The 21025-nt window shown below is 58.7% G+C and carries 18 protein-coding genes and 3 tRNA genes; 2 read left to right on the plus strand and 19 right to left on the minus strand.

Annotated features, from left to right (window positions below; genetic code table 11):
• Positions 1-97: 97 nt before the first annotated feature.
• The 3 genes from ampE to T3A99_RS18580 form a co-directional block, all read right to left on the minus strand.
• Positions 98-934 carry a regulatory signaling modulator protein AmpE gene (gene ampE / locus T3A99_RS18570; protein ID WP_322834674.1) on the minus strand — a complete coding sequence of 279 codons (837 nt, stop codon included), beginning with the start codon at positions 932-934 and terminating at the stop codon, positions 98-100.
• Complete coding sequence (ampD, locus tag T3A99_RS18575) at positions 931-1491, minus strand: 1,6-anhydro-N-acetylmuramyl-L-alanine amidase AmpD (RefSeq protein ID WP_322834675.1); 561 nt, start codon at positions 1489-1491, stop codon at positions 931-933. Before ampD ends, ampE begins: the two co-directional genes overlap by 4 nt.
• Before the next feature lie 64 nt (positions 1492-1555).
• A complete protein-coding gene (locus T3A99_RS18580; RefSeq protein ID WP_188250995.1) occupies positions 1556-3766 on the minus strand; it encodes a DUF1631 domain-containing protein in 2211 nt (736 codons plus the stop codon).
• A gap of 288 nt (positions 3767-4054) precedes the next feature.
• Here T3A99_RS18580 and nadC point away from each other — a divergent pair, with 288 nt between their 5' ends.
• On the plus strand, positions 4055-4903 hold the full coding sequence (gene nadC, locus T3A99_RS18585; RefSeq protein WP_047229050.1) for a carboxylating nicotinate-nucleotide diphosphorylase: 849 nt from the start codon (positions 4055-4057) through the stop codon (positions 4901-4903).
• An 88-nt stretch (positions 4904-4991) separates the two neighbouring features.
• Here the strand turns inward: nadC and T3A99_RS18590 are convergent, their stop codons facing one another.
• Positions 4992-5297 (minus strand): DUF6388 family protein, encoded by a 306-nt coding sequence (locus T3A99_RS18590; RefSeq protein ID WP_322834676.1) that lies wholly within the window; start codon positions 5295-5297, stop codon positions 4992-4994.
• Positions 5298-5596: 299 nt separating this feature from the next.
• Between T3A99_RS18590 and T3A99_RS18595 the strand changes: the two genes are divergently transcribed.
• Positions 5597-6142 carry a hypothetical protein gene (locus T3A99_RS18595; RefSeq protein WP_188250997.1) on the plus strand — a complete coding sequence of 182 codons (546 nt, stop codon included), beginning with the start codon at positions 5597-5599 and terminating at the stop codon, positions 6140-6142.
• A gap of 10 nt (positions 6143-6152) precedes the next feature.
• On the opposite strand, the gene T3A99_RS18600 is transcribed toward T3A99_RS18595, so the two are convergent.
• The 15 genes from T3A99_RS18600 to ftsH all read right to left on the minus strand — a co-directional run bounded on the left by T3A99_RS18600 (position 6153) and on the right by ftsH (position 20837).
• Positions 6153-6228: transfer RNA gene (locus tag T3A99_RS18600), tRNA-Thr, on the minus strand.
• A 125-nt stretch (positions 6229-6353) separates the two neighbouring features.
• A complete protein-coding gene (pnp, locus tag T3A99_RS18605; protein ID WP_047229052.1) occupies positions 6354-8459 on the minus strand; it encodes a polyribonucleotide nucleotidyltransferase in 2106 nt (701 codons plus the stop codon).
• 175 nt (positions 8460-8634) lie between these two features.
• Positions 8635-8904 carry a 30S ribosomal protein S15 gene (rpsO, locus tag T3A99_RS18610; RefSeq protein WP_024684882.1) on the minus strand — a complete coding sequence of 90 codons (270 nt, stop codon included), beginning with the start codon at positions 8902-8904 and terminating at the stop codon, positions 8635-8637.
• A gap of 142 nt (positions 8905-9046) precedes the next feature.
• Complete coding sequence (truB, locus tag T3A99_RS18615) at positions 9047-9964, minus strand: tRNA pseudouridine(55) synthase TruB (RefSeq protein ID WP_076383530.1); 918 nt, start codon at positions 9962-9964, stop codon at positions 9047-9049.
• Between the two features lie 3 nt (positions 9965-9967).
• On the minus strand, positions 9968-10369 hold the full coding sequence (gene rbfA, locus T3A99_RS18620) for a 30S ribosome-binding factor RbfA (protein ID WP_003177871.1): 402 nt from the start codon (positions 10367-10369) through the stop codon (positions 9968-9970).
• 159 nt (positions 10370-10528) lie between these two features.
• Positions 10529-13051, minus strand: coding sequence for a translation initiation factor IF-2 (infB, locus tag T3A99_RS18625; protein ID WP_047229053.1), 2523 nt, complete (start codon positions 13049-13051; stop codon positions 10529-10531).
• A gap of 27 nt (positions 13052-13078) precedes the next feature.
• On the minus strand, positions 13079-14560 hold the full coding sequence (gene nusA, locus T3A99_RS18630) for a transcription termination factor NusA (protein WP_047229054.1): 1482 nt from the start codon (positions 14558-14560) through the stop codon (positions 13079-13081).
• 59 nt (positions 14561-14619) lie between these two features.
• The gene (gene rimP / locus T3A99_RS18635; protein WP_025211790.1) at positions 14620-15078 is read right to left on the minus strand and encodes a ribosome maturation factor RimP; all 459 of its coding nucleotides are present in this window, start codon (positions 15076-15078) and stop codon (positions 14620-14622) included.
• A gap of 140 nt (positions 15079-15218) precedes the next feature.
• Positions 15219-15295 (minus strand) — tRNA-Met (locus T3A99_RS18640).
• A gap of 97 nt (positions 15296-15392) precedes the next feature.
• A tRNA-Leu gene (locus T3A99_RS18645) sits at positions 15393-15478 on the minus strand.
• A 21-nt stretch (positions 15479-15499) separates the two neighbouring features.
• On the minus strand, positions 15500-15883 hold the full coding sequence (gene secG / locus T3A99_RS18650) for a preprotein translocase subunit SecG (RefSeq protein ID WP_047229055.1): 384 nt from the start codon (positions 15881-15883) through the stop codon (positions 15500-15502).
• A 4-nt stretch (positions 15884-15887) separates the two neighbouring features.
• A complete protein-coding gene (gene tpiA / locus T3A99_RS18655) occupies positions 15888-16643 on the minus strand; it encodes a triose-phosphate isomerase (protein ID WP_047229056.1) in 756 nt (251 codons plus the stop codon).
• Positions 16644-16709: 66 nt separating this feature from the next.
• On the minus strand, positions 16710-18047 hold the full coding sequence (glmM, locus tag T3A99_RS18660) for a phosphoglucosamine mutase (RefSeq protein ID WP_160893426.1): 1338 nt from the start codon (positions 18045-18047) through the stop codon (positions 16710-16712).
• A 16-nt stretch (positions 18048-18063) separates the two neighbouring features.
• Positions 18064-18915 (minus strand): dihydropteroate synthase, encoded by an 852-nt coding sequence (folP, locus tag T3A99_RS18665; RefSeq protein ID WP_139049105.1) that lies wholly within the window; start codon positions 18913-18915, stop codon positions 18064-18066.
• A gap of 8 nt (positions 18916-18923) precedes the next feature.
• Entirely contained in the window at positions 18924-20837 is a 1914-nt protein-coding gene (gene ftsH, locus T3A99_RS18670; protein ID WP_047229059.1) for an ATP-dependent zinc metalloprotease FtsH, read from the minus strand.
• Positions 20838-21025: the final 188 nt, after the last annotated feature.

Raw genomic sequence — 21025 nt, forward strand, 5'->3', positions numbered from 1 at the left:
CGCGAAGCGGCCCCTAGCTATCTTAAAGCCCGCAATCAATGGGGCTGCTGCGCATCCCAGCGGGGATAAATCCCCTCGCCACAGAGCGTGCGTATGCCTAAGCCAGCACTGTCCATAGTGCAAACCCGGCATACCAGAGCACCGCCGCACGCAACAACAGCTCCCACAGCCGATCCAGGCTGTTGATGCCGTCCGGGCCCGCGACAGGGTCGGGAATCTCGCCGGCCACCAGCCCGACCTTGCCGATCAGGTCTGCTGCGCTGATATTCCAGTTCAGCAACTCATGCAGCATGACCCGGCTGACTGCCACGAAGTTGCCCACCAGGGCGAAGCTCGCGGTCAGCAACCGCACCGGCACCCAATCGAAGGCATGGCGCAACTGCGTCGCCCGCTCGGCCACGCCGGGGTTCTGACTGTGCTCGGCGGCCAGCGCCAGCAGGCGATAGCTCAGCGCCGCGACCGGCCCCAGCAGGAAATACCAGAAAATCACCGCGAAAAAACTCTGATAGGCCTGCCACAGCAGATGCCCCTGGACCCGCTCCAGCAACTGCTCGCCGCTATCGGCCTCGATATTCAGGTCGCGCTTGGCCACATGGTCGGCCGCCTGCAGGTCTTCCCGTCGCCAGGCGTCACGAAACGGCCCCAGGTCAGCGAGCAGATCCCCTCGACCGAGGCTGTAAATCACCACCAGCAGATGCACCGGTAGTGCCAGCAGACCATAGGCCACCGGCTCCAATACCCACAGTAACAAGGCCAGTAGCGCCACGGGCAGCAGGACCAGCACAACCAGCACCAGCCAGGGCCGGTTGACCCAGTGTGGGTTCGTCTCGAGTTTGTTCAGTTCGCGCAGCCAACCGCCGTCACGCTGGACCCGATGGCGCAACGCCGAGAATTTCTCGATCCAGATCGCCAGCAGCAGCACCAGAAAACTCATTGCCCTTCCCCTTCTATCAAGGCAGCGCGGTAGCGCGCCCAGTCGAATGCCGGTCCCGGATCGGTCTTGCGACCCGGGGCGATGTCGCTGTGCCCGCAGATGCGCTGCAGCGTGATCGCCTTGAACGCCGCCTGCAACTGCCGGGTCAGGCAGACCAATGCGGCATATTGCGCGTCAGTGAAGGGCAGATCGTCGGTGCCTTCCAGCTCGATGCCCAGGGAAAAATCGTTACACGTCTCCCGCCCTTCGAAACACGAAACGCCCGCGTGCCAGGCACGATCCAGACAGGAGACAAACTGGGTAATCGCACCGTCACGCTCGATCAGAAAATGCGCAGACACGCGCAGATCGGCGATACCGGCAAAATAGGGGTGTTGCGTGACATCCAGACGATTCTGGAAAAACTCCTGCACCTTGCCCGTGGAAAACTGTGCCGGCGGCAGGCTGATGTTGTGGATCACCAGCAGTGAAATTTCGCCTTCGGGGCGCGCATTGAAGTTGGGTGATGGGCAATGCCGCACGCCATCGCACCAACCACTGGCGAGGTCCAACTGCATACAGGTTCCTTCGATGACGTCAGTGAATGCCGCCAGTATGCCGCGATCGGCCCTGGCTGTGCGATCACTTGCCGCGATTGAGCTGACGCAGATTGCCCAGCACCGATTCCAGCGCCCGGTCGAACAGCAAGGTGTCGTCCAACAGACGCGCCGTCCCCCGGCGAAATTCCAGGGCCAGGCTGGTGCGGCTGTGCTCCAGCACTTTGAGGCCCGTGCGGTTGACGAAGACGTATTTGCCGGTGGCCTCGATGATCGCCGCCAGTTTGCAACGCAGGCTGTTGTCATCGTCCTCCTGGAACTCAACCCAGCTTCCCAATCGCAACTGATCGACCTGAAGCAGGCCCACATCATCGGCCGGCAAGTGCACCGCCGCACTGTCTTCCGGGGCCTTTTGAGCGGTGCGCAGGACAATTTTCTCCGAGACCTGGACCATGACCGGCGAATTGAACGACTGGGTTTGTTCCGTTGCCTGTCCCATGCGTTCGAGGGCCAGCACGTGGAGGGTTTCCAGCTCGCTGAAAAACTCGCTGGTGGCAAACGGGTCGAACGCCGAACGGCTCAGGCCTTCACGCAAGGCTTTGAGCAGCTGCGGCACTATCGTCAGCAAGCGCAGGCCGGCATCCGGTTCTTCGTGATGCTGGACGCTCCAGATCAGCTGTTCCAGCGTCAAAACGTCGGCCTGCCACTCGGCTGAATATTTGCCGTGCTTGAAGCAGGTCAGCAATAACACCTGGCTCCAGGCGTGCTGCACGAACTCCACCACCGCTTGCGGCAACACTTTGCCCAGCATGACCTGATTCAGCACGCCTTCGACGCGCAGGCGCGCCAGTTCGGCCTTGGCCCGACCTTCTTCGGCGTCACGAATACGCTGTTCGAGCAATTCGCTGCGACGTCTTTCATCGCTGGTGAAGGCCAGGAAATCGGCCAGCAATTCAGAGAAGATCGCCGGGTCATCGACAAAGTCATTCAACAACCGCTGCACCACCTGTTCGATGCGCAGATAGAGGCTGTCGCGCTGATGGTCGTCGCAATCGCCCCAGCCGGTGGCAGCAGCGGCGATTTCATTGAGCAGCCGTCGGGCCGGATGATTGCCCCGACTGAAAAAGCTCTTGTCCTGCACCGCAACCTTGAGCATCGGAATCTGCAGACGGCCGATCAACGCCTTGAAGGAGTCCGGCAGGTTATGGTCGTCGAGGATGAATTCAAACATCATCGAGATCAGGTTGATCACGTCTTCATCGGCGTCGTCGACCACCCGCGACTTGCCGCTTCTGACGCTGACCCGGGTCAGCAGCTGTTCGAGTTGGCTGCGCAGGTCGAACTCATCCTCGATGGCAGGCGCCGGCACGTACTGCTGCAAATGGGAGAGCAGGCGCAGCAAATCACGGGTCGAGATCGGTTGGGCCGGTGCGCTGGCCTCCAGAGTCGGCGCCACGCTGCCACGCACCTGCATCAATAGTTTCTGCAACGCAGCAAATACTTCCTGCACGCTGTCATCGACTTCGGCGGCCTTGGGGCCGGCACTTTCAGTCTTGGTACGCGGGGCCTCATCGGCGCGATCCGACGCTCGTCGCGAGGGTGAAATCTTGAGATCCGGCAGGATGCCCGTAGCGGCCAGCAACTGGTTGGCCTCGGTATACAGTTGATCGCACTCGCTGAGCACATAGCGCTCGAACAATTTGAGCAAGATCAGCTTGACCTTGATCTCCACCCCCAGGTTGCGACCGGCCTGTAGAAAGTTTTCACACAGCAGCGCTGGGCTCAAAGGGTTCTGCTGGTTTGCCAGCGGCCTGGTGAGCAAGACGCTGAGCCGTGCAGTCAGTTGCTCAAGAGCCACGCTATCGCGACTGAGCACACGGGTGACCATGGCCTCCACCGCCAGATGGCGCTCCAGGTCATCATGCGTGCGCTGAACCTGAGGGCCGGAGGCGTGCGCCGGCGCCAAGGTGGCTTGGGTCGGATCGTATTGGGCGAGGCTGACAAAGGCTTCGAAAAACTGCTCGATAAATTCGCGCTCAATGCTTTTGCGCTTGAGGCGCAAGTCCCGCATGGCTTCGAAGAACAGGTTCTGATCGACATCGTTGCGCGCCCGATCGGCCATTTCAAACAGCGTGTCGTCGGCATTGTCGAACAGCCCCTGCAAACCAAGGCGCAACTGCTGGGCGGCCTTGTCGCGCACCTGAAGCAGAATCACAGGCAGGCGGGCGAGCGGCGAACGGTTCGCCTGATCGGTAGAAACCTTGTGCAAGGGCACTACATTCCCGTCGTTGTGCATCCTGGTCTCCTGAAAGGGTGCTCTTGCGCTCGAAACGTCAAAGCCATGACGTCAATCGAAAGGCGGATTATCTGGTAAAAGAACCCGGTCATGCCAGCAGACTCTGTGACCCAGGTCGAAATACTCCGCAATAAGTGACCGGACAATCGGGGAAATGTTGCGAGGATGCGACCAAATGCAGGTTTCGATGCCTGGCGCAGACGTCCGGCGCCGTCACCCATAAGGAACATTGTTTGTGAGACAAGCCACTGGCCCTATAATCGGGCCACTTTGTTTGTGGAGCCCGTTATGCCGAATCTACGTCTCGCCGATCTGACCGCCGAAATCGAGGCCAACGTGCGCCGCGCGTTGCTCGAAGACATCGGCAGCGGCGACATCACCGCGCAACTGATCCCCGCCGAACGCCTGGCCAAAGCCACCATCATTACCCGGGAAGCCGCAGTCATCAGCGGCACGGCCTGGGTCGATGCCGTGTTCCGGCAACTGGATCCGCGCGTCGCCGTGCATTGGCAAGTACGCGATGGCGACCGGGCAAGCCCCGACCAGGCGCTGTTCCACCTCGAAGGCCCGGCCCGCTCGCTGCTGACCGGCGAACGCAGCGCGCTGAACTTTCTGCAGATGCTTTCTGGCGTGGCCACCCGAGCCCGCTACTTGGCCGACTTTGTGGCCGACACCCAGGTCAAGCTGCTGGACACTCGCAAAACCCTCCCAGGGCTGCGCCTGGCCCAGAAGTACGCCGTCACCTGTGGCGGTTGCCATAACCACCGCATCGGCCTCTACGATGCCTTCCTGATCAAGGAAAACCACATCGCAGCCTGCGGCGGCATCGCCCAGGCCATTGCCGCCGCCCACAAGATCGCACCGGGCAAACCGGTGGAAATCGAAGTGGAAAGCCTGACTGAATTGAAAGAAGCGCTGGCGGCCAATGCCGACATCATCATGCTCGACGAACTGAGCCTGGATGACATGCGCGAAGCCGTACGCCTGAACGGCGGCAAGGCGAAGCTGGAGGCCAGCGGCGGGATCAACGAAAGCACGTTGCGCCCGATTGCCGAGACCGGGGTGGACTACATCTCGATCGGGGCAATGACCAAGGATGTGAAAGCGGTGGACCTGTCGATGCGGCTCAGTCTCTGAGCAGCTTCAAGCCCCAAGCTGCAAGCATCAAGCCATTCCGTGCTTGCCCTGCAGCTTGTAGCTTGTAGCTTGTAGCTTGAAGCTGCTTTTAAACTACAAGATTATTCATCTCGCAGTATTCATCCCATTCCACACCCAGTACCTCGGCCGCTTCCTTGTGCAAGGCAAGGCGCTGTTCCTCGAACTCTTCAGGTGTGCTGGTGTACTTGAGCGTCAACTCCCAAGGCTGTAATCCCTGGGCTTCGGCCTCATCCTCGAACGCCCACTGGATCTGGTCTTTTTGATCGTCGGCGCTCAGGTCCTTGATCTCTTCGAGCAACTGGGGCGCATCCAGCACGTACTTCTTCAGTGCTTCTTCGTGTCTGGCTTCCTGGGTGAGTTCTTTAGCAGTCATGTCGTTCTCGCTGATCGGAGGAATGGAAGATGGATCTGGATCATCAAGGATCTCTCTGCCGCAGAAACCGTTACAAGCCCGGTTTTCCTGGCCTTCAGAACCATTCGGGGATCATCTGAAAACTGCTGGGCGATGCTCATGCAACGACGAATATAGGACGTTTTGCCGATGATTTACACGGCTCTTTACATCTATCCCACAAAAAACAGTTGCGCAAGGTGCGCAAGTAGTTGGGAACATATGTCAAAACATCCAGTCATAGCCATGTGCCACATCAGCATTTCACAAGGAACCCAGTGATGCGCATTTTTTCCAAGCTTCCCTCTACCCCCCTTGCGATCGCCACCTTGCTGTTCGGCAGCCTGACAGTGGCCAGCCTTGCTCAAGCCGCTGTCGAAGCCACCTCTGATTTGCCGTTGGCCTCCGACACAATTCCTGCTCTTCGCAACTCATTTGACAAGGACATACTCGTCAAGACCAACATCAGCGTAGGGGCCTTGGAAAGTCTGCCAAAAACGGTGAAGGACAACGCCGCCGAACTGGAAAATCAAAAGCACATCCTCCGCGAGCAAGCTCGCCAGATTGAGGAGCTCAAGCGCAATAGTGGGACCAGTTCCAACTCCAGCAGCAAGGAGATTGAGGATCTCAAACGCACGATCAAGGACCAGGAAAGCGATCTGAAAGACCTTGCCAAGCAAGTGGAAGAACTCAAGCGCAACAGCGGCTCGAACTCGAGCTCGAACAACAGCGAAATTTCGTCCCTGAAACGGGAACTCAGCGATCAGGATCGCGAGATGGATCAGCTCAAACGCACTGTCGATGAACTGAGCAGAAAGATGAAATAGCGAGGGGAAATGGTGCCCGAGACAGGAATCGAACCTGCGACCTTCGCGTTACGAGTGCGCTGCTCTACCGGCTGAGCTACACGGGCGGTGGGCTAAACCTAGCACTGAGCTTATGGCCAGGCAACCTGCGACACGGTGATTTCCCGCGCATAGCAAAACGCCCCGAACCAGTCGGGGCGTTTGCTTGTTCAGCGGCTAAGCGAGGGGGTGATTAAACGCCCGACGCCTTGGCTGCCGCTACGTCCTTGATGGACAGTTTGATACGGCCGCGGTTGTCCACGTCCAGTACCAGCACTTCCACTTCCTGACCTTCTTTGAGGATGTCGGTCACTTTCTCGACGCGAGCATCGCTCAGCATGGAGATGTGAACCAGACCGTCCTTGCCCGGCAGGATGTTGACGAACGCGCCGAAGTCGACGATGCGCTCAACCTTGCCCACGTAGATCTTGCCGATCTCGGCTTCTGCGGTGATGCCCAGGACGCGCTGACGTGCTGCTTCTGCCGCTTCCTTGGTTTCGCCGAAGATCTTGATCGAGCCGTCGTCTTCGATGTCGATCGAAGCCTTGGTTTCTTCACAGATCGCACGGATGGTCGCGCCGCCTTTACCGATGACATCACGGATTTTGTCGGTGTCGATTTTCATCGCGATCATGGTCGGAGCGTTTTCCGACAACTCGGTACGCGACTGACCAATGATCTGGTTCATCTGGCCGAGGATGTTCAGGCGCGCTTCCAGGGCTTGGCCCAGGGCGATTTCCATGATCTCTTCGGTGATGCCCTTGATCTTGATGTCCATCTGCAGTGCGGTCACGCCTTTGGCGGTACCGGCCACTTTGAAGTCCATGTCGCCCAGGTGGTCTTCGTCACCCAGGATGTCGGTCAGGACGGCGAACTTCTCGCCTTCTTTCACCAGACCCATGGCGATACCGGCAACCGGAGCCTTCATCGGCACACCGGCGTCCATCAGGGCCAGGGAAGCGCCGCAGACCGAAGCCATGGAGCTCGAACCGTTGGACTCGGTGATTTCCGATACCACGCGAATGGTGTACGGGAACACGTCAGCGGCTGGCAGCATGGCCTGGACCGAACGACGGGCCAGACGCCCGTGACCGATTTCGCGACGACCGGCGCCACCCATGCGACCACACTCGCCCACCGAGAACGGAGGGAAGTTGTAGTGCAGCATGAACGGGTCTTTTTTCTCGCCTTCCAGGGTGTCCAGCAGTTGCGCGTCACGGGCGGTGCCCAGTGTTGCAACGACCAGGGCCTGGGTTTCGCCACGGGTGAACAGCGCCGAACCGTGGGTCTTTGGCAGAACGCCGACTTCAATGTTCAGCGGACGCACGGTGCGAGTGTCGCGACCGTCAATGCGTGGCTTGCCGTTGACGATGTTTTCGCGAACGGTGCGGTATTCGATTTCACCGAAAGCGGCTTTGACTTCAGCGGCAGTCGGCTGGCCTTCTTCACCGGACAGCTTGGCAACCACCTGGTCTTTCAGCTCGCCCAGGCGCGCATAACGATCGGCCTTGACGGTGATGGTGTAAGCCTGGGAGATCGCTTCGCCGAACTCGGCACGGATCGCGCCCAGCAGTTCGGTGGCTTCGGCTTGTGGAGCCCAGGTCCAGGTTGGCTTGGCGGCTTCGGCGGCCAGTTCCTTGACGGCGTTGATCACCACCTGGAACTCGTCGTGGGCGAACAGTACAGCGCCCAGCATCTGGTCTTCGGTCAGCTCTTTGGCTTCGGATTCAACCATCAGCACGGCTTCGGAAGTACCGGCCACGACCATGTCCAGGCTCGAAGCTTTCAGTTGCTCGTAGGTCGGGTTCAGCAGGTAGCCGGTGCTTTCGTGGAACGCAACACGGGCAGCGCCGATCGGACCATCGAAAGGAATGCCGGAGATCGCCAGCGCGGCCGAAGTACCGATCATCGCAGCGATGTCCGGATCAGTCTTCTTGCTGGTGGAAACGACGGTGCAGACAACCTGCACTTCGTTCATGAAGCCTTCTGGGAACAGCGGACGGATCGGACGGTCGATCAGTCGGGAAGTCAGGGTTTCCTTCTCGGAAGGACGGCCTTCGCGCTTGAAGAAACCGCCAGGGATCTTACCGGCAGCGTAAGTCTTTTCCTGGTAGTGGACAGACAGAGGGAAGAAGCCCTTGCCTGGATCGGCTTGCTTGGCACCGACAACGGTCACCAATACGCTGACGTCGTCGTCAACGGTGACCAGCACTGCGCCGGAGGCCTGACGGGCGATACGGCCAGTCTCGAGGGTAACGGTCGACTGACCGAACTGGAATTTTTTGATTACCGGGTTCACGGTGTCCTACCTTCTTTGTGGCTCTTGGGGAACTTGTCTTCTTGCGAAATTCTTGGGCAGTGCGGGGAATCGGCCCAACGACTGTCCAGATAAAACTTGAGGCTGGGAGCCTGCCGGCTGCCGGCGCAAAACGCAGGCAACAGGCAGACAACCAACCTCATAGCGCAATCGCTGATTAGCGACGCAGACCCAGGCGACCGATCAAGGTGCTGTAACGACTTACGTCCTTACCCTTGAGGTAATCCAGCAGCTTACGACGCTGGTTTACCATGCGGATCAGACCACGACGGGAGTGGTGATCTTTACCGTTGGCCTTGAAGTGACCCTGCAGTTTGTTGATGTTGGCGGTCAGCAGTGCAACTTGCACTTCTGGCGAACCAGTATCACCAACAGCTTGCTGGTAGTCGGTCACGATCTGAGCTTTTTCTTCAACGCTGAGTGCCATGTGGCTTTCCTCTTGTAAGGTACCGTTCCCAAGGAAACCGTACCAACAGGCCAGGGACAAATCCCTGTATTTATAAATGAGTAGTGACCGTGCCTGTTAACAGCCACACTCGCCAACCTGCTGTTACACAGGCTGGTTCCGGTCATTCCGACCGAATCAGTCGACGCGGCGCAATGCGCCCGTCTTCGCTCACTTCACCGATACCGATGAAGCGGCCATTGTGATCCTGTACCCGTACCATGCCGAACTTCGGTGCATCCGGAGCACGTACCGGTTGGCCGTTGAGCCAGTAGAACGCGCTGTGCTCGGAGAACTGCAACAGTGGCCAGTCCAGCAGGCCGCTGTCCGATGGCATCAGGAAACGGTCAACCGCTTCGTTGCCGCCTTCGGCATGTACCGCTTCGAGCTCTTCCAGCGTGACCGTCTGGGCTAGCGTGAAAGGTCCGGCCTGGGTCCGTCGCAGTTCGGCCACGTACGCACCACAGCCGAGCTTTTCACCAATATCCTCCACCAGGGTGCGGATATAGGTGCCTTTGCTGCAATCGACTGCCAGCCGCGCAGTATTACCGTCAAAGGCCAGCAATTCCAAGCGCGCAATAGTAACAGAACGCGGTTCACGCTCCACTACTTCGCCTGCACGGGCCAGTTTGTATAACGGCTGGCCATCACGCTTGAGAGCAGAGTACATCGGCGGTATCTGGCTGATTTGTCCGCGAAAACCCGGCAACACAGCCTCGATATCAGCCTGACCAACGGTCACCGGCCGCTCCAGCAACACCTCACCTTCGGCGTCCGCCGTGGTGGTGGTCTTGCCCAGTTGCGCCAGGGTTTCGTAACCCTTGTCCGAATCGAGCAAATACTGAGAGAACTTGGTCGCCTCGCCAAAACACAGTGGCAACACGCCGGTAGCCAGCGGATCAAGGCTGCCGGTGTGCCCGGCTTTCTCGGCATTGAGCAGCCAGCGAACCTTCTGCAGCGCCGCATTGGAGGTGAATCCCAGCGGTTTGTCGAGCAGGATGATGCCGCTGACGTTGCGGCGGATACGTTTGACCTGAGCCACCGATTACTCCTTGGTGTCTTCGGGTTCAGCCGCAACCGGGTGCTGACTGTCTTCAGCCACGGCGCGCTCGATCAGGGCCGACAGATGCGCGCCCCGCACGACGCTTTCGTCGTAGTGGAAGTGCAACTGTGGAACGCTGCGCAGCTTCATCTCACGGGCCAACTGCATCCGCAGAAAACCGGCAGCCGAGTTGAGCACCTTGATGCTTTGGGCGATTTCTTCGGCGCTGTCCTGCCCCATCACGGTGATGAAAATCTTTGCATGACCGACGTCACGGCTGACTTCCACTGCGGTAATGGTGACCAGGCCGACGCGCGGGTCTTTGACTTCGCGACGGATCAGTTGGGCCAGCTCGCGCTGCATCTGATCGCCGATTCGTTGGGTACGGCTATATTCTTTTGCCATGTCTTGTTACCTGTTACTGCCCCACGGTCAAACCCGTGAGGTCTGAAAGCGGCAAACGCCCGGCCTGACAAAAGCCAGACCGGGCGTTGCGTTTAGAGTCCGCCTGAGAGGCAGCGCATGTTCATGCGACTGCCCGGTGCGGCTCTTGAAGTACGCGAGTCAGAGGCTGCGAGCAACCTGGACCTTCTCGAAGACTTCGATCTTGTCGCCGACCTTGACGTCGTTGTAGCTCTTGACGCCAATACCGCATTCCATGCCAGCGCGGACTTCCGAAGCGTCATCCTTGAAGCGGCGCAGGGATTCCAGCTCGCCTTCGAAGATAACGATGTCTTCACGCAGTACACGGATTGGACGGTTACGGTGAACGACACCTTCGATCACCATGCAACCGGCGATCGCGCCAAACTTCGGCGAACGGAACACGTCACGCACTTCAGCGGTACCCAGGATGTTCTCGCGAACATCGCTGCCCAACATACCGGTCAGGGCTTTCTTGACGTCTTCGATGATGTCGTAGATCACGTTGTAGTAACGCATATCCAGACCTTCCTGCTCGACGATCTTGCGAGCGCCGGCATCGGCACGCACGTTGAAGCCAAACAGTACAGCGTTGGAGGCCAGTGCCAGGTTGGCGTCGGATTCGGTGATACCACCGACACCGCCACCGACCACGCGCACTTGCACTTCGTCGTTACCCAGGCCATTCAAGGCGCCGTTCAACGCTTCCAGCGATCCACGGACGTCGGATTTGAGGACGATGTTGAGCGTCTTCTTCTCTTCCTGACCCATGTTCTCGAAGATGTTTTCCAGCTTGCCGGCGTGAGCACGAGCCAGTTTGACTTCGCGGAACTTGCCTTGACGGAACAGAGCCACTTCACGGGCTTTCTTCTCGTCAGCCACAACGCTCATCTCGTCGCCAGCGTCCGGAGTGCCGTCCAGGCCGAGGATCTCGACCGGGATAGCAGGACCTGCTTCCTTGATGGGCTTGCCGTTCTCGTCGAGCATGGCGCGCACGCGGCCATAGTTCGAACCGACCAGCACCATGTCGCCCTGGCGCAGGGTACCGTCTTGAACCAGAACGGTCGCAACCGGGCCACGGCCCTTGTCGAGACGCGATTCGACGACCACGCCACGGCCAGGAGCCGAAGGTGTAGCGGTCAGTTCCAGAACCTCGGCTTGCAACAGAACGGCTTCGAGCAGCTCGTCAACGCCGGTACCCATCTTCGCGGAGACCGGTACGAATGGAGTGTCGCCACCCCACTCTTCGGAAGTCACGCCGTGAACCGACAGTTCGCTACGGATGCGATCGAGATCGGCGCCCGGCTTGTCGATCTTGTTCACCGCAACCACCAGAGGGACGCCAGCTGCCTTGGCATGCTGAACGGCTTCGATGGTTTGTGGCATCACGCCGTCGTCCGCTGCGACCACCAGGATCACGATGTCGGTCGCTTTGGCACCACGGGCACGCATTGCGGTAAACGCAGCGTGACCCGGGGTGTCGAGGAACGTCACCATGCCGCGGTCGGTTTCAACGTGGTAGGCGCCGATGTGCTGGGTGATACCACCCGCCTCGCCTGCCGCAACCTTCGCACGACGGATATAGTCGAGCAGGGAGGTTTTACCGTGGTCAACGTGGCCCATTACGGTCACGACCGGAGCACGGGAAACCGCCTCGCCTTCAAACTTCAGGGACTCGGCCAGGGAATCTTCCAGGGCCGTGTCGCTGACCAGGGTCACTTTGTGGCCCAGCTCTTCAGCAACCAGTTGGGCAGTTTCCTGATCCAGTACCTGGTTGATGGTGGCCGGCGTACCCAGCTTGAACATGAACTTGATGATTTCAGCAGCCTTGACCGACATCTGCTGGGCCAGATCGCCCACAGTGATGGTCTCGCCGATTTTCACTTCACGCACGACAGGGCCGGTAGGGCTCTGGAAACCGTGGGCGTTGCGTTTCTTCAGCTTGGCCTTGCCGCGACCGCCACGACGGAAGCCATCGCTTTCTTCGTCGGTGGTACGTGGCGCAACGCGTGGTGCTGGCGCCTTTTCCTTGACCGAAGCACGATGAGGAGCGTTTTTGCGCTCGCCATCGCCACTGCCCCGACGGTTGTCGTCGGCACGTGGTTTGTCCGGACGACGCTGTTCGTCGCGCTTGCGGGTATCGGCCGCAGGTGCTGGAGCGGGTGCCGGGACCGGCGCGCTTTCACGCACAGGCTCGGCTGCCGGGGCTGGAGCCGCAACGGCTTCGGCCGGAGCGGATTGCGCAGCAGCAGGCTGGCGACGCGCTTCTTCTTCGGCGCGACGCTTGGCTTCTTCTTCAGCCTTCTGACGTGCAGCATTTTCTACTGCGCGACGTTCTTCCAGTTCGCGTTTGCGCTCGGCTTCGATTTCTTCCGGGCTGCGCTGTACGAAGACTTTCTTCTTGCGTACTTCAACGCTGATGCTTTTGCTACCGGCAACACGCAGGGTGCTGGTGGTTTTACGCTGCAGAGTGATCTTGCGCGGTTCTTCCACTTTCGCCTTGTGACTGCTCTTCAAGTGAGTCAGCAGGGACTGCTTCTCACTGTCGGTCACATGTTCCTCGGCGGCGGTGTGCGGCAGACCTGCCTCACGCATCTGCTGCAACAGGCGCTCTACCGGTGTTTTGACCTCATCGGCCAGTTGTTTCACCGTGACTTGCGTCATGCACTTCTCTCCTCAGGCCGCGCCTAATTACTCGAACCAGTGGGCTCGGGCGGCCATGATCAACTTGCCGGCACGATCATCGTCAATGCCGTCGATGTCGAGCAGATCGTCAATAGACTGCTCGGCCAGGTCTTCGCGGGTAATTACGCCGCGCACCGCCAGTTCCATCGCCAAATCCTTGTCCATGCCCTCAAGCGAGAGCAGGTCTTCGGCCGGATGGGCGTCTGCCAGCTTTTCCTCAGTAGCGATGGCTTTGGTCAACAAACGATCCTTGGCCCGAGCGCGAAGCTCGTTGACGATGTCCTCGTCAAAGCCGTCGATGTTGAGCATTTCCTCCACCGGTACGTAGGCAATCTCTTCCAGGCTGGTAAAGCCTTCATCCACCAGCACCTGCGCCAGTTCTTCATCGACTTCAAGCTCTTCGATGAAGTTGCGCAGGATATCGCCGGTTTCAGCTTGCTGCTTAGCCTGGATGTCCGATTCGGTCATCACGTTCAGTGTCCAGCCAGTCAATTGGCTAGCCAGACGCACGTTCTGACCACCGCGACCGATGGCCTGAGCGAGATTGTCTGCGCCAACGGCGATGTCCATTGCATGGGCATCTTCGTCGACGATAATTGCCGCCACTTCAGCAGGCGACATGGCGTTGATCACGAACTGAGCCGGGTTGTCGTCCCACAGGACGATATCCACACGCTCGCCGCCCAACTCGCCGGATACGGCCTGGACACGCGAACCACGCATGCCAATGCAGGCACCTTGCGGGTCGATGCGCTTGTCCTTGGAGCGGACCGCGATCTTGGCACGCGAACCCGGATCACGGGAGGCGGCCATTACTTCGATCAGGCCTTCAGCAATTTCCGGCACTTCGATGCGGAACAACTCGATCAGCATTTCCGGCGCGGTACGCGACAGGATCAGCTGCGGGCCCCGGTTCTCGGTGCGGATTTCCTTGAGCAGCGCACGCAGTCGCACGCCAACCCGGAAAGTTTCGCGAGAAATGATGTCTTCACGAGCCAGCAACGCTTCAGCGTTGTTGCCCAGGTCGACAATCACGTTGTCGCGGGTGACTTTCTTCACGGTGCCGGAGATGATTTCACCCAGGCGCTCGCGATAAGCATCGACGACTTGCGCACGCTCGGCTTCGCGAACTTTCTGCACAATGACCTGCTTGGCGGTCTGCGCAGCAATACGACCGAACTCGATGGATTCGATCTTCTCTTCGACTACATCACCTACCTTGGCGCCAGGATGCGTTTCTGCAACCTTGCTTGGCCAGGTTTCGATAGCCGGATCGTCCAGGTCGGCTTCTTCGACGACCGTCCAGCGACGGAAAGTCTCATAGGCACCGGTGTGGCGATTGATTTCCACACGCAAATCAACTTCGTCTTCAAACCGCTTCTTGGTAGCAGTGGCCAGAGCCAGCTCCAGCGCTTCAAAAATAACGTTAGCCGGTACGCCCTTTTCATTGGATACCGACTCAACAACCAGCAGTACTTCTTTGCTCATCGTACGCCTCGCCTTTCGCAAGCCATTGGATCCGCGGGATCCGCAGTATCTGGCACGTATCAGTCAAAACTGGGAATAATGTTGGCCTTGTCGATCATATCGATCGGCAACAGGAACTCATGGTCTTCTACCTGCACCACGACATCCTGCTCTTCTACACCGCGCAGAAGGCCTTGAAAGTTGCGTCGACCCTCGAAGGGCGAGCGCAGCTTGATCTTCACTTGTTCACCGGCAAACGAAGCGAACTGTTCAAGGGTGAACAGAGGGCGTTCCATGCCAGGCGAGGAAACTTCAAGGGTGTATTCGGAAGTGATTGGATCTTCGACATCCAATACACCGCTGATCTGACGGCTGACGATGGCGCAGTCATCCACCAATACGCCGCCTTCCTTATCGATATAAACGCGCAACAGTGAGTGGCGACCTTGAGCCGAAAACTCAATACCCCAGCATTCATAGCCAAGGGCCACGACCACCGGGGCCAACAAGGCCTGCAACTGTTCTAGCTTGCTCGACACCTGAACCCCCTCGTGCATGTTTGTGCATGCTGTGCAAATAAAAAAAAATGGGCGAATAGCCCATCCCTGAAACGCCGTTGAACAGCGGCGTTATAAAGTGTCCAGCTAACAAAAAGCCCCTTGGAAGGGGCCCCTGAAACTGGTTGCGGGAGCCGGATTTGAACCGACGACCTTCGGGTTATGAGCCCGACGAGCTACCAGACTGCTCCATCCCGCGACAAAGCTGGGGCGGAAGTATACGACCGATCCCTTACAGGGTCAATGTAACCCTTCCACCTACAAGAAAGCCCGCAATCGCGGGCTCTCCTGATAATTGGTACCGAGAAGGGGACTCGAACCCCTACACCCTATGGGCACAACCACCTCAAGGTTGCGTGTCTACCAATTCCACCACCTCGGCAATACAGCGTTTGAAACCTTCTTACTTCTGCTCTTGAGCTGGAGGCACGTCAGTCGCCGGATTGGCCGACTGTTGCTCTTGAAGCACCGGTACATCATCAGAAGCCGGTTGTTGCTTTGGTACTTCCAACACTGCTGGATTTGGCAAACCTACTTGAGTCAGCTCTTGAGCCTTCTCTTTAGCAAAGTAACCTAACCCCAAGCTGGTTATGAAGAAACCGGCGGCAAGTATAGCAGTAAACTTACTAAGAAAGGTAGAGGAACCTTGGCTTCCGAACACAGTATTTGAAGCACCTGCACCGAAAGACGCACCAGCATCCGCACCTTTACCCTGCTGCAGCAATACCAGGGCAACTACACCCAATGCACCCAGCAGATGAAAAACGACTACGACTGTTTCCAGCATTTTTTCAGTTTCCCGCGGCGCGACAGATCGCACCGAACTCATCTGCATTCAGGGACGCTCCACCAATGAGCCCCCCATCGATATCCGGCATGCCGAACAGTTCGACCGCATTGGCCGCCTTCACGCTGCCGCCGTATAGAAGCCGCACACCTCGTGCCACTTCAGAATTCTCTGCCGCCAACTGCGCGCGGATGGCGGCGTGCACATCCTGCGCCTGTTGCGGCGAAGCAGTCAGCCCGGTGCCAATGGCCCAGACCGGCTCGTAAGCAATGACCGCCTTTGCAAAAGCACCGACACCCAGCTCCTCGATGATGCTGCCCAGCTGACGCTCGACAACTTCAAGGGTCTTACCGGCTTCACGCTGCACAAGGGTTTCACCTATGCACAACACCGGAATCAGACCGCAGGCCTGGGCCGCAGCAAACTTGCGGATCAAGGTCTTGTCCTGCTCGCCCATGATCATGCGGCGCTCGGAATGCCCGACCAAAACCAGGGAACAACCTGCATCCACCAGCTGACTCGGCGCAATTTCACCGGTCAACGCGCCCTGCATGGATTCCACCGCGGAATTCTGCGCACCAACCGCAATCGACTTGCCTTTCAAACCATCAACCACTTGATTGATATACAGGCAAGGCGGGAATACCGCGACGTCAACACCGCTTGACAAGGCCAGATGACGAAGGCCTTTGATCAGCTCAGCGACGCTGGCGCGGGTACCGTGCATCTTCCAGTTACCAGCTACCATAGGGCGACGCATGCTGTACCTCGTCGGTCAAAGTGGGCGCAGATGTTACCCAACCGATTGATGACTGGCAAGCCGAATTCAGGCAGAAACTTCACTAACAAGCTTCGCCAGCTCTTCAGCATAACCGCGGACCTGTGCTTCATCCTCGCCTTCGACCATGACCCGCACCAACGGCTCGGTACCAGACTTGCGCAATAGCACGCGCCCACGCCCGGCCATAGCCTGTGTTACGCGCTCGCTAGCCTGCTTGACCGTCGCATGCTCCAGAGGGTTCGCACCACCGCCGAAACGCACATTAATCAGCACCTGCGGACATTTGCGCAACGCCTGACGCGACTGCGCAAGCCCTTCATTGCGCGCCTTGAGTGCCATCAGCACTTGCAAGGCAGCAATAATCGCATCGCCAGTGGTGGTGTGGTCAAAACAAACAATATGCCCGGAGTTCTCGCCACCGATCACCCAATTGCGCTCCAGCAGCTCCGAGATCACATAGCGATCACCGACGTTGGCCCGCACGAAGGGAATATCCAGGTCCACCAGGGCCAACTCGAGCCCGAGATTGCTCATCAACGTCCCGACCACGCCGCCCCGCAGCTTGCCGCGCCCGTGCAGATCGCGAGCAATGATGAACAGCAGCTCATCACCATCGACGACAGTGCCGGTGTGATCGACCATCAGAACCCGGTCACCGTCACCATCAAAGGCAATCCCGAGATCAGCCTGCTCGGCCAGCACGGCCGCTTGCAGCGCCTCGGTATGAGTGGAGCCGCAGTTGTGGTTGATGTTCAGCCCGTTAGGCTGGGCGGAGAGCACGACAACCTCTGCTCCCAATTCGCGAAATACGCTTGGCGCGACTTTATAGGTCGCACCATGAGCACAATCGACGACGATTTTCAGACCCGAAAAGCTCGTACCGGTGGGCACGCTGCCTTTGCAAAACTCGATATAACGACCTGACGCATCGTTGATCCGCGACACTTTACCGATCTTGCTCGACTCAACCACAGTCATCGGCGCGTCCAGCAGCTCTTCGATCATCAGCTCGATATCATCCGGCAGCTTGGTACCCTGGCCGGAGAAGAACTTGATGCCGTTGTCATCATGCGGGTTGTGCGAAGCACTGATTACGATGCCTGCCTGGGCCTGGAACGTACGCGTCAGGTAGGCAATGGCCGGCGTCGGCATCGGACCGAGCAGCATCACATCGGCGCCCGCCGAAGTCAGGCCGGCCTCGAGCGCCGATTCGAACATGTAGCCGGAAATTCGCGTGTCCTTGCCAACCAGCACTTTGCAGGCGCCCATCTTGCGGAATGCCATACCGGCAGCCCAGCCGAGCTTGAGCATGAAATCAGGGGTAATGGGGTATTCGCCGACCCGACCACGAATACCGTCGGTGCCAAAGTATTTCTTGCTCATAAGTGCTCCGTCATTCTTATTCGGCTGAATCCACTGCTGCGATCATCCGCACAACATCCATCGTTTCGACCACATCATGCACCCGCAATATGCGTGCGCCTTTTGTAATAGCCAGGGCCGCCAGCGCAAGACCGCCGTACAGGCGCTCCCCCACGGGACGACCCAGGGCATTGCCTATCATGCTCTTTCGCGAAACCCCGACCAACAGGGGCCGCCCCAGGGTATGCAAGGCTTCCATATGTTTGAACAGGCTCAGATTGTGAGCCAGCGTCTTGGCAAAGCCGAACCCGGGATCAAGAATGATCCGCTGCGCAGGAATACCTGCGGCGGCACATTGATCCAGGCGCTCCACCAAAAACTCTCCGACTTCCCTGGTCACATCATGATAGTGCGGGTCGTCCTGCATCGTTCCGGGCTCGCCCAGCATATGCATCAGACACACCGGCAACCCCGTAGCCGCTGCGGCATCCAGGGCACCATCGCGCCGCAAGGAGCGAACGTCGTTGATCACCCCCGCTCCAAGCCGTGCAGTCTCACGCATGACCGCGGGCGTGGATGTATCCACCGAGATGATGACATCAAGTTCGCGATGAATGCGCTCGACAATCGGCGCCACCCGCTCCAGCTCTTCGGTGGGCGAGACTGCCCGCGCGCCTGGCCGGGTCGACTCACCGCCGACATCGATCAGCGTTGCGCCGGCGACGACCATCGCCTCGGCATGCCGCAACGCAGCATCAAGCTGACTGAATCGACCGCCATCGGAAAAGGAATCGGGAGTGACATTGAGAATGCCCATGACATGGACATGGGACAAATCAAGAACCCGGTTGCCGCAAGGCAACCGGGTTGAGGACTGAACAGAAGTCATTTCAAGCCTTAAACGTCAGCAGCCGGACCGCCGATCGGTGTCTCCGGACGCTCGCCCTGTACCGCCGGAGGCGTACCGGACGTACCGGTGCCGCCGCCCGACCAGTCACGAGGCTCGCGAGGCTCGCGACCTGCCATGATGTCGTCGATCTGCTCGGCATCAATGGTTTCATACTTCATCAGGGCATCAGCCATGGCGTCGAGCTTGTCACGGTTATCCGTGAGGATCTGCTTGGCGGTGCCATAGCACTGGTCGATGATGCTGCGTACTTCAGAGTCGATCAGCTTTGCCGTCTCGCCAGAGAAGCTTGCGTGCTGGCCACCGCCACCACGACCGAGGAACACTTCACCCTCTTCTTCGGCGTACATCAGTGGGCCCAGTTTTTCGGACAGGCCCCACTTGGTGACCATGTTCCGGGCGATCTGGCTGGCACGCATGATGTCGTTGGACGCGCCGGTGGTTACACCGTCAAAGCCCAGTGTCATTTCTTCGGCAATACGGCCGCCGTAGAGCGAACAGATCTGGCTGATCAGCGCACGCTTGGACAGGCTGTAACGATCTTCTTCCGGCAGGAACATGGTCACACCCAAGGCACGACCGCGCGGGATGATCGAGACCTTGTAGACCGGGTCATGCTCGGGCACCACACGACCAACGATCGCGTGACCCGCCTCGTGATACGCCGTGTTCTGCTTTTCTTTCTCGGACATGACCATGGATTTGCGCTCCGCGCCCATCATGATCTTGTCTTTGGCCAGTTCGAACTCTTTCATCTCAACGACACGCTTGCCGGTACGAGCAGCGAACAGCGACGCCTCGTTGACCAGGTTCGCAAGGTCGGCACCGGAAAAACCCGGTGTACCACGAGCGATCACTGCCGGAGCGACGTCGTCACCCATCGGCACCTTGCGCATATGAACCTTGAGGATCTGTTCGCGACCACGAATGTCCGGCAGCCCCACCACGACCTGGCGGTCGAAACGGCCTGGACGCAACAGCGCAGGATCGAGCACGTCCGGACGGTTGGTGGCGGCAATCACGATGATGCCGTCATTCATTTCGAAACCGTCCATCTCGACCAGCAACTGGTTGAGGGTCTGCTCGCGCTCGTCGTGACCACCACCCATGCCGGCGCCACGATGGCGACCGACAGCGTCGATTTCGTCGATGAAGATGATGCAAGGCGCGTGTTTCTTGGCCTGTTCGAACATGTCACGCACACGACTGGCGCCCACACCGACGAACATTTCCACGAAGTCGGAACCGGAAATCGTGAAGAACGGCACTTTGGCTTCGCCGGCAATCGCTTTGGCCAGCAAGGTTTTACCGGTACCCGGAGGACCAACCATCAGCACGCCGCGCGGGATACGGCCGCCCAGGCGCTGGAACTTGCCCGGATCACGCAGGAATTCAACCAGCTCGCCGACCTCTTCCTTGGCCTCATCGCACCCGGCGACGTCGGCCAGGGTGGTCTTCACCTGGTCTTCAGAGAGCAGTCGGGCCTTGCTTTTGCCGAAACTCATCGGCCCGCCCTTGCCACCGGCACCGCCCTGCATCTGGCGCATGAAGAACATGAACACCGCGATGATCACCAGGATCGGGAAGCTGGCCACCAGAAGCTGGGTCCAGATGCTCTGCTGCTCAGGCTGCTTGCCTTCGACCACGACATGATTGTCCACCAGGTCGCCGATCAGGCCGTTGTCCTGAATCGCCGGACGAATGGTCTTGAAGCTGTCGCCATCGGTGCGCTTGCCGGTAATCACATAACCATCGACGGCAACGCGCTCGACCTTGCCATCCTTGACTTGCTGGATGAAGTCGGAATAGTTGAGGGTCTGCGGCTCGTTAGGGCTGGAGAAGTTGTTCATCACGGTCACAAGGACAGCGGCGATGATCAACCACAGGATCAGATTCTTTGCCATATCGTTCAATTAACTACCCTCTGAAGCAAGCTCCGCTACTGGCGCGCGCTTCGCATGATATTCACCGGCCTAACTTACTACATTACCTACGACTCTGGCAGGCGCCGTCTGTAACCCTTTGTGAAACTCTGACCGCGTAATTTTCGTAACACGGCTCTTGCAAGGCGAGACAAAAAAAACTATCGGCC

This window comes from Pseudomonas sp. N-137 (assembly GCF_034555295.1).
Lineage (GTDB): Bacteria > Pseudomonadota > Gammaproteobacteria > Pseudomonadales > Pseudomonadaceae > Aquipseudomonas > Aquipseudomonas rhizophila.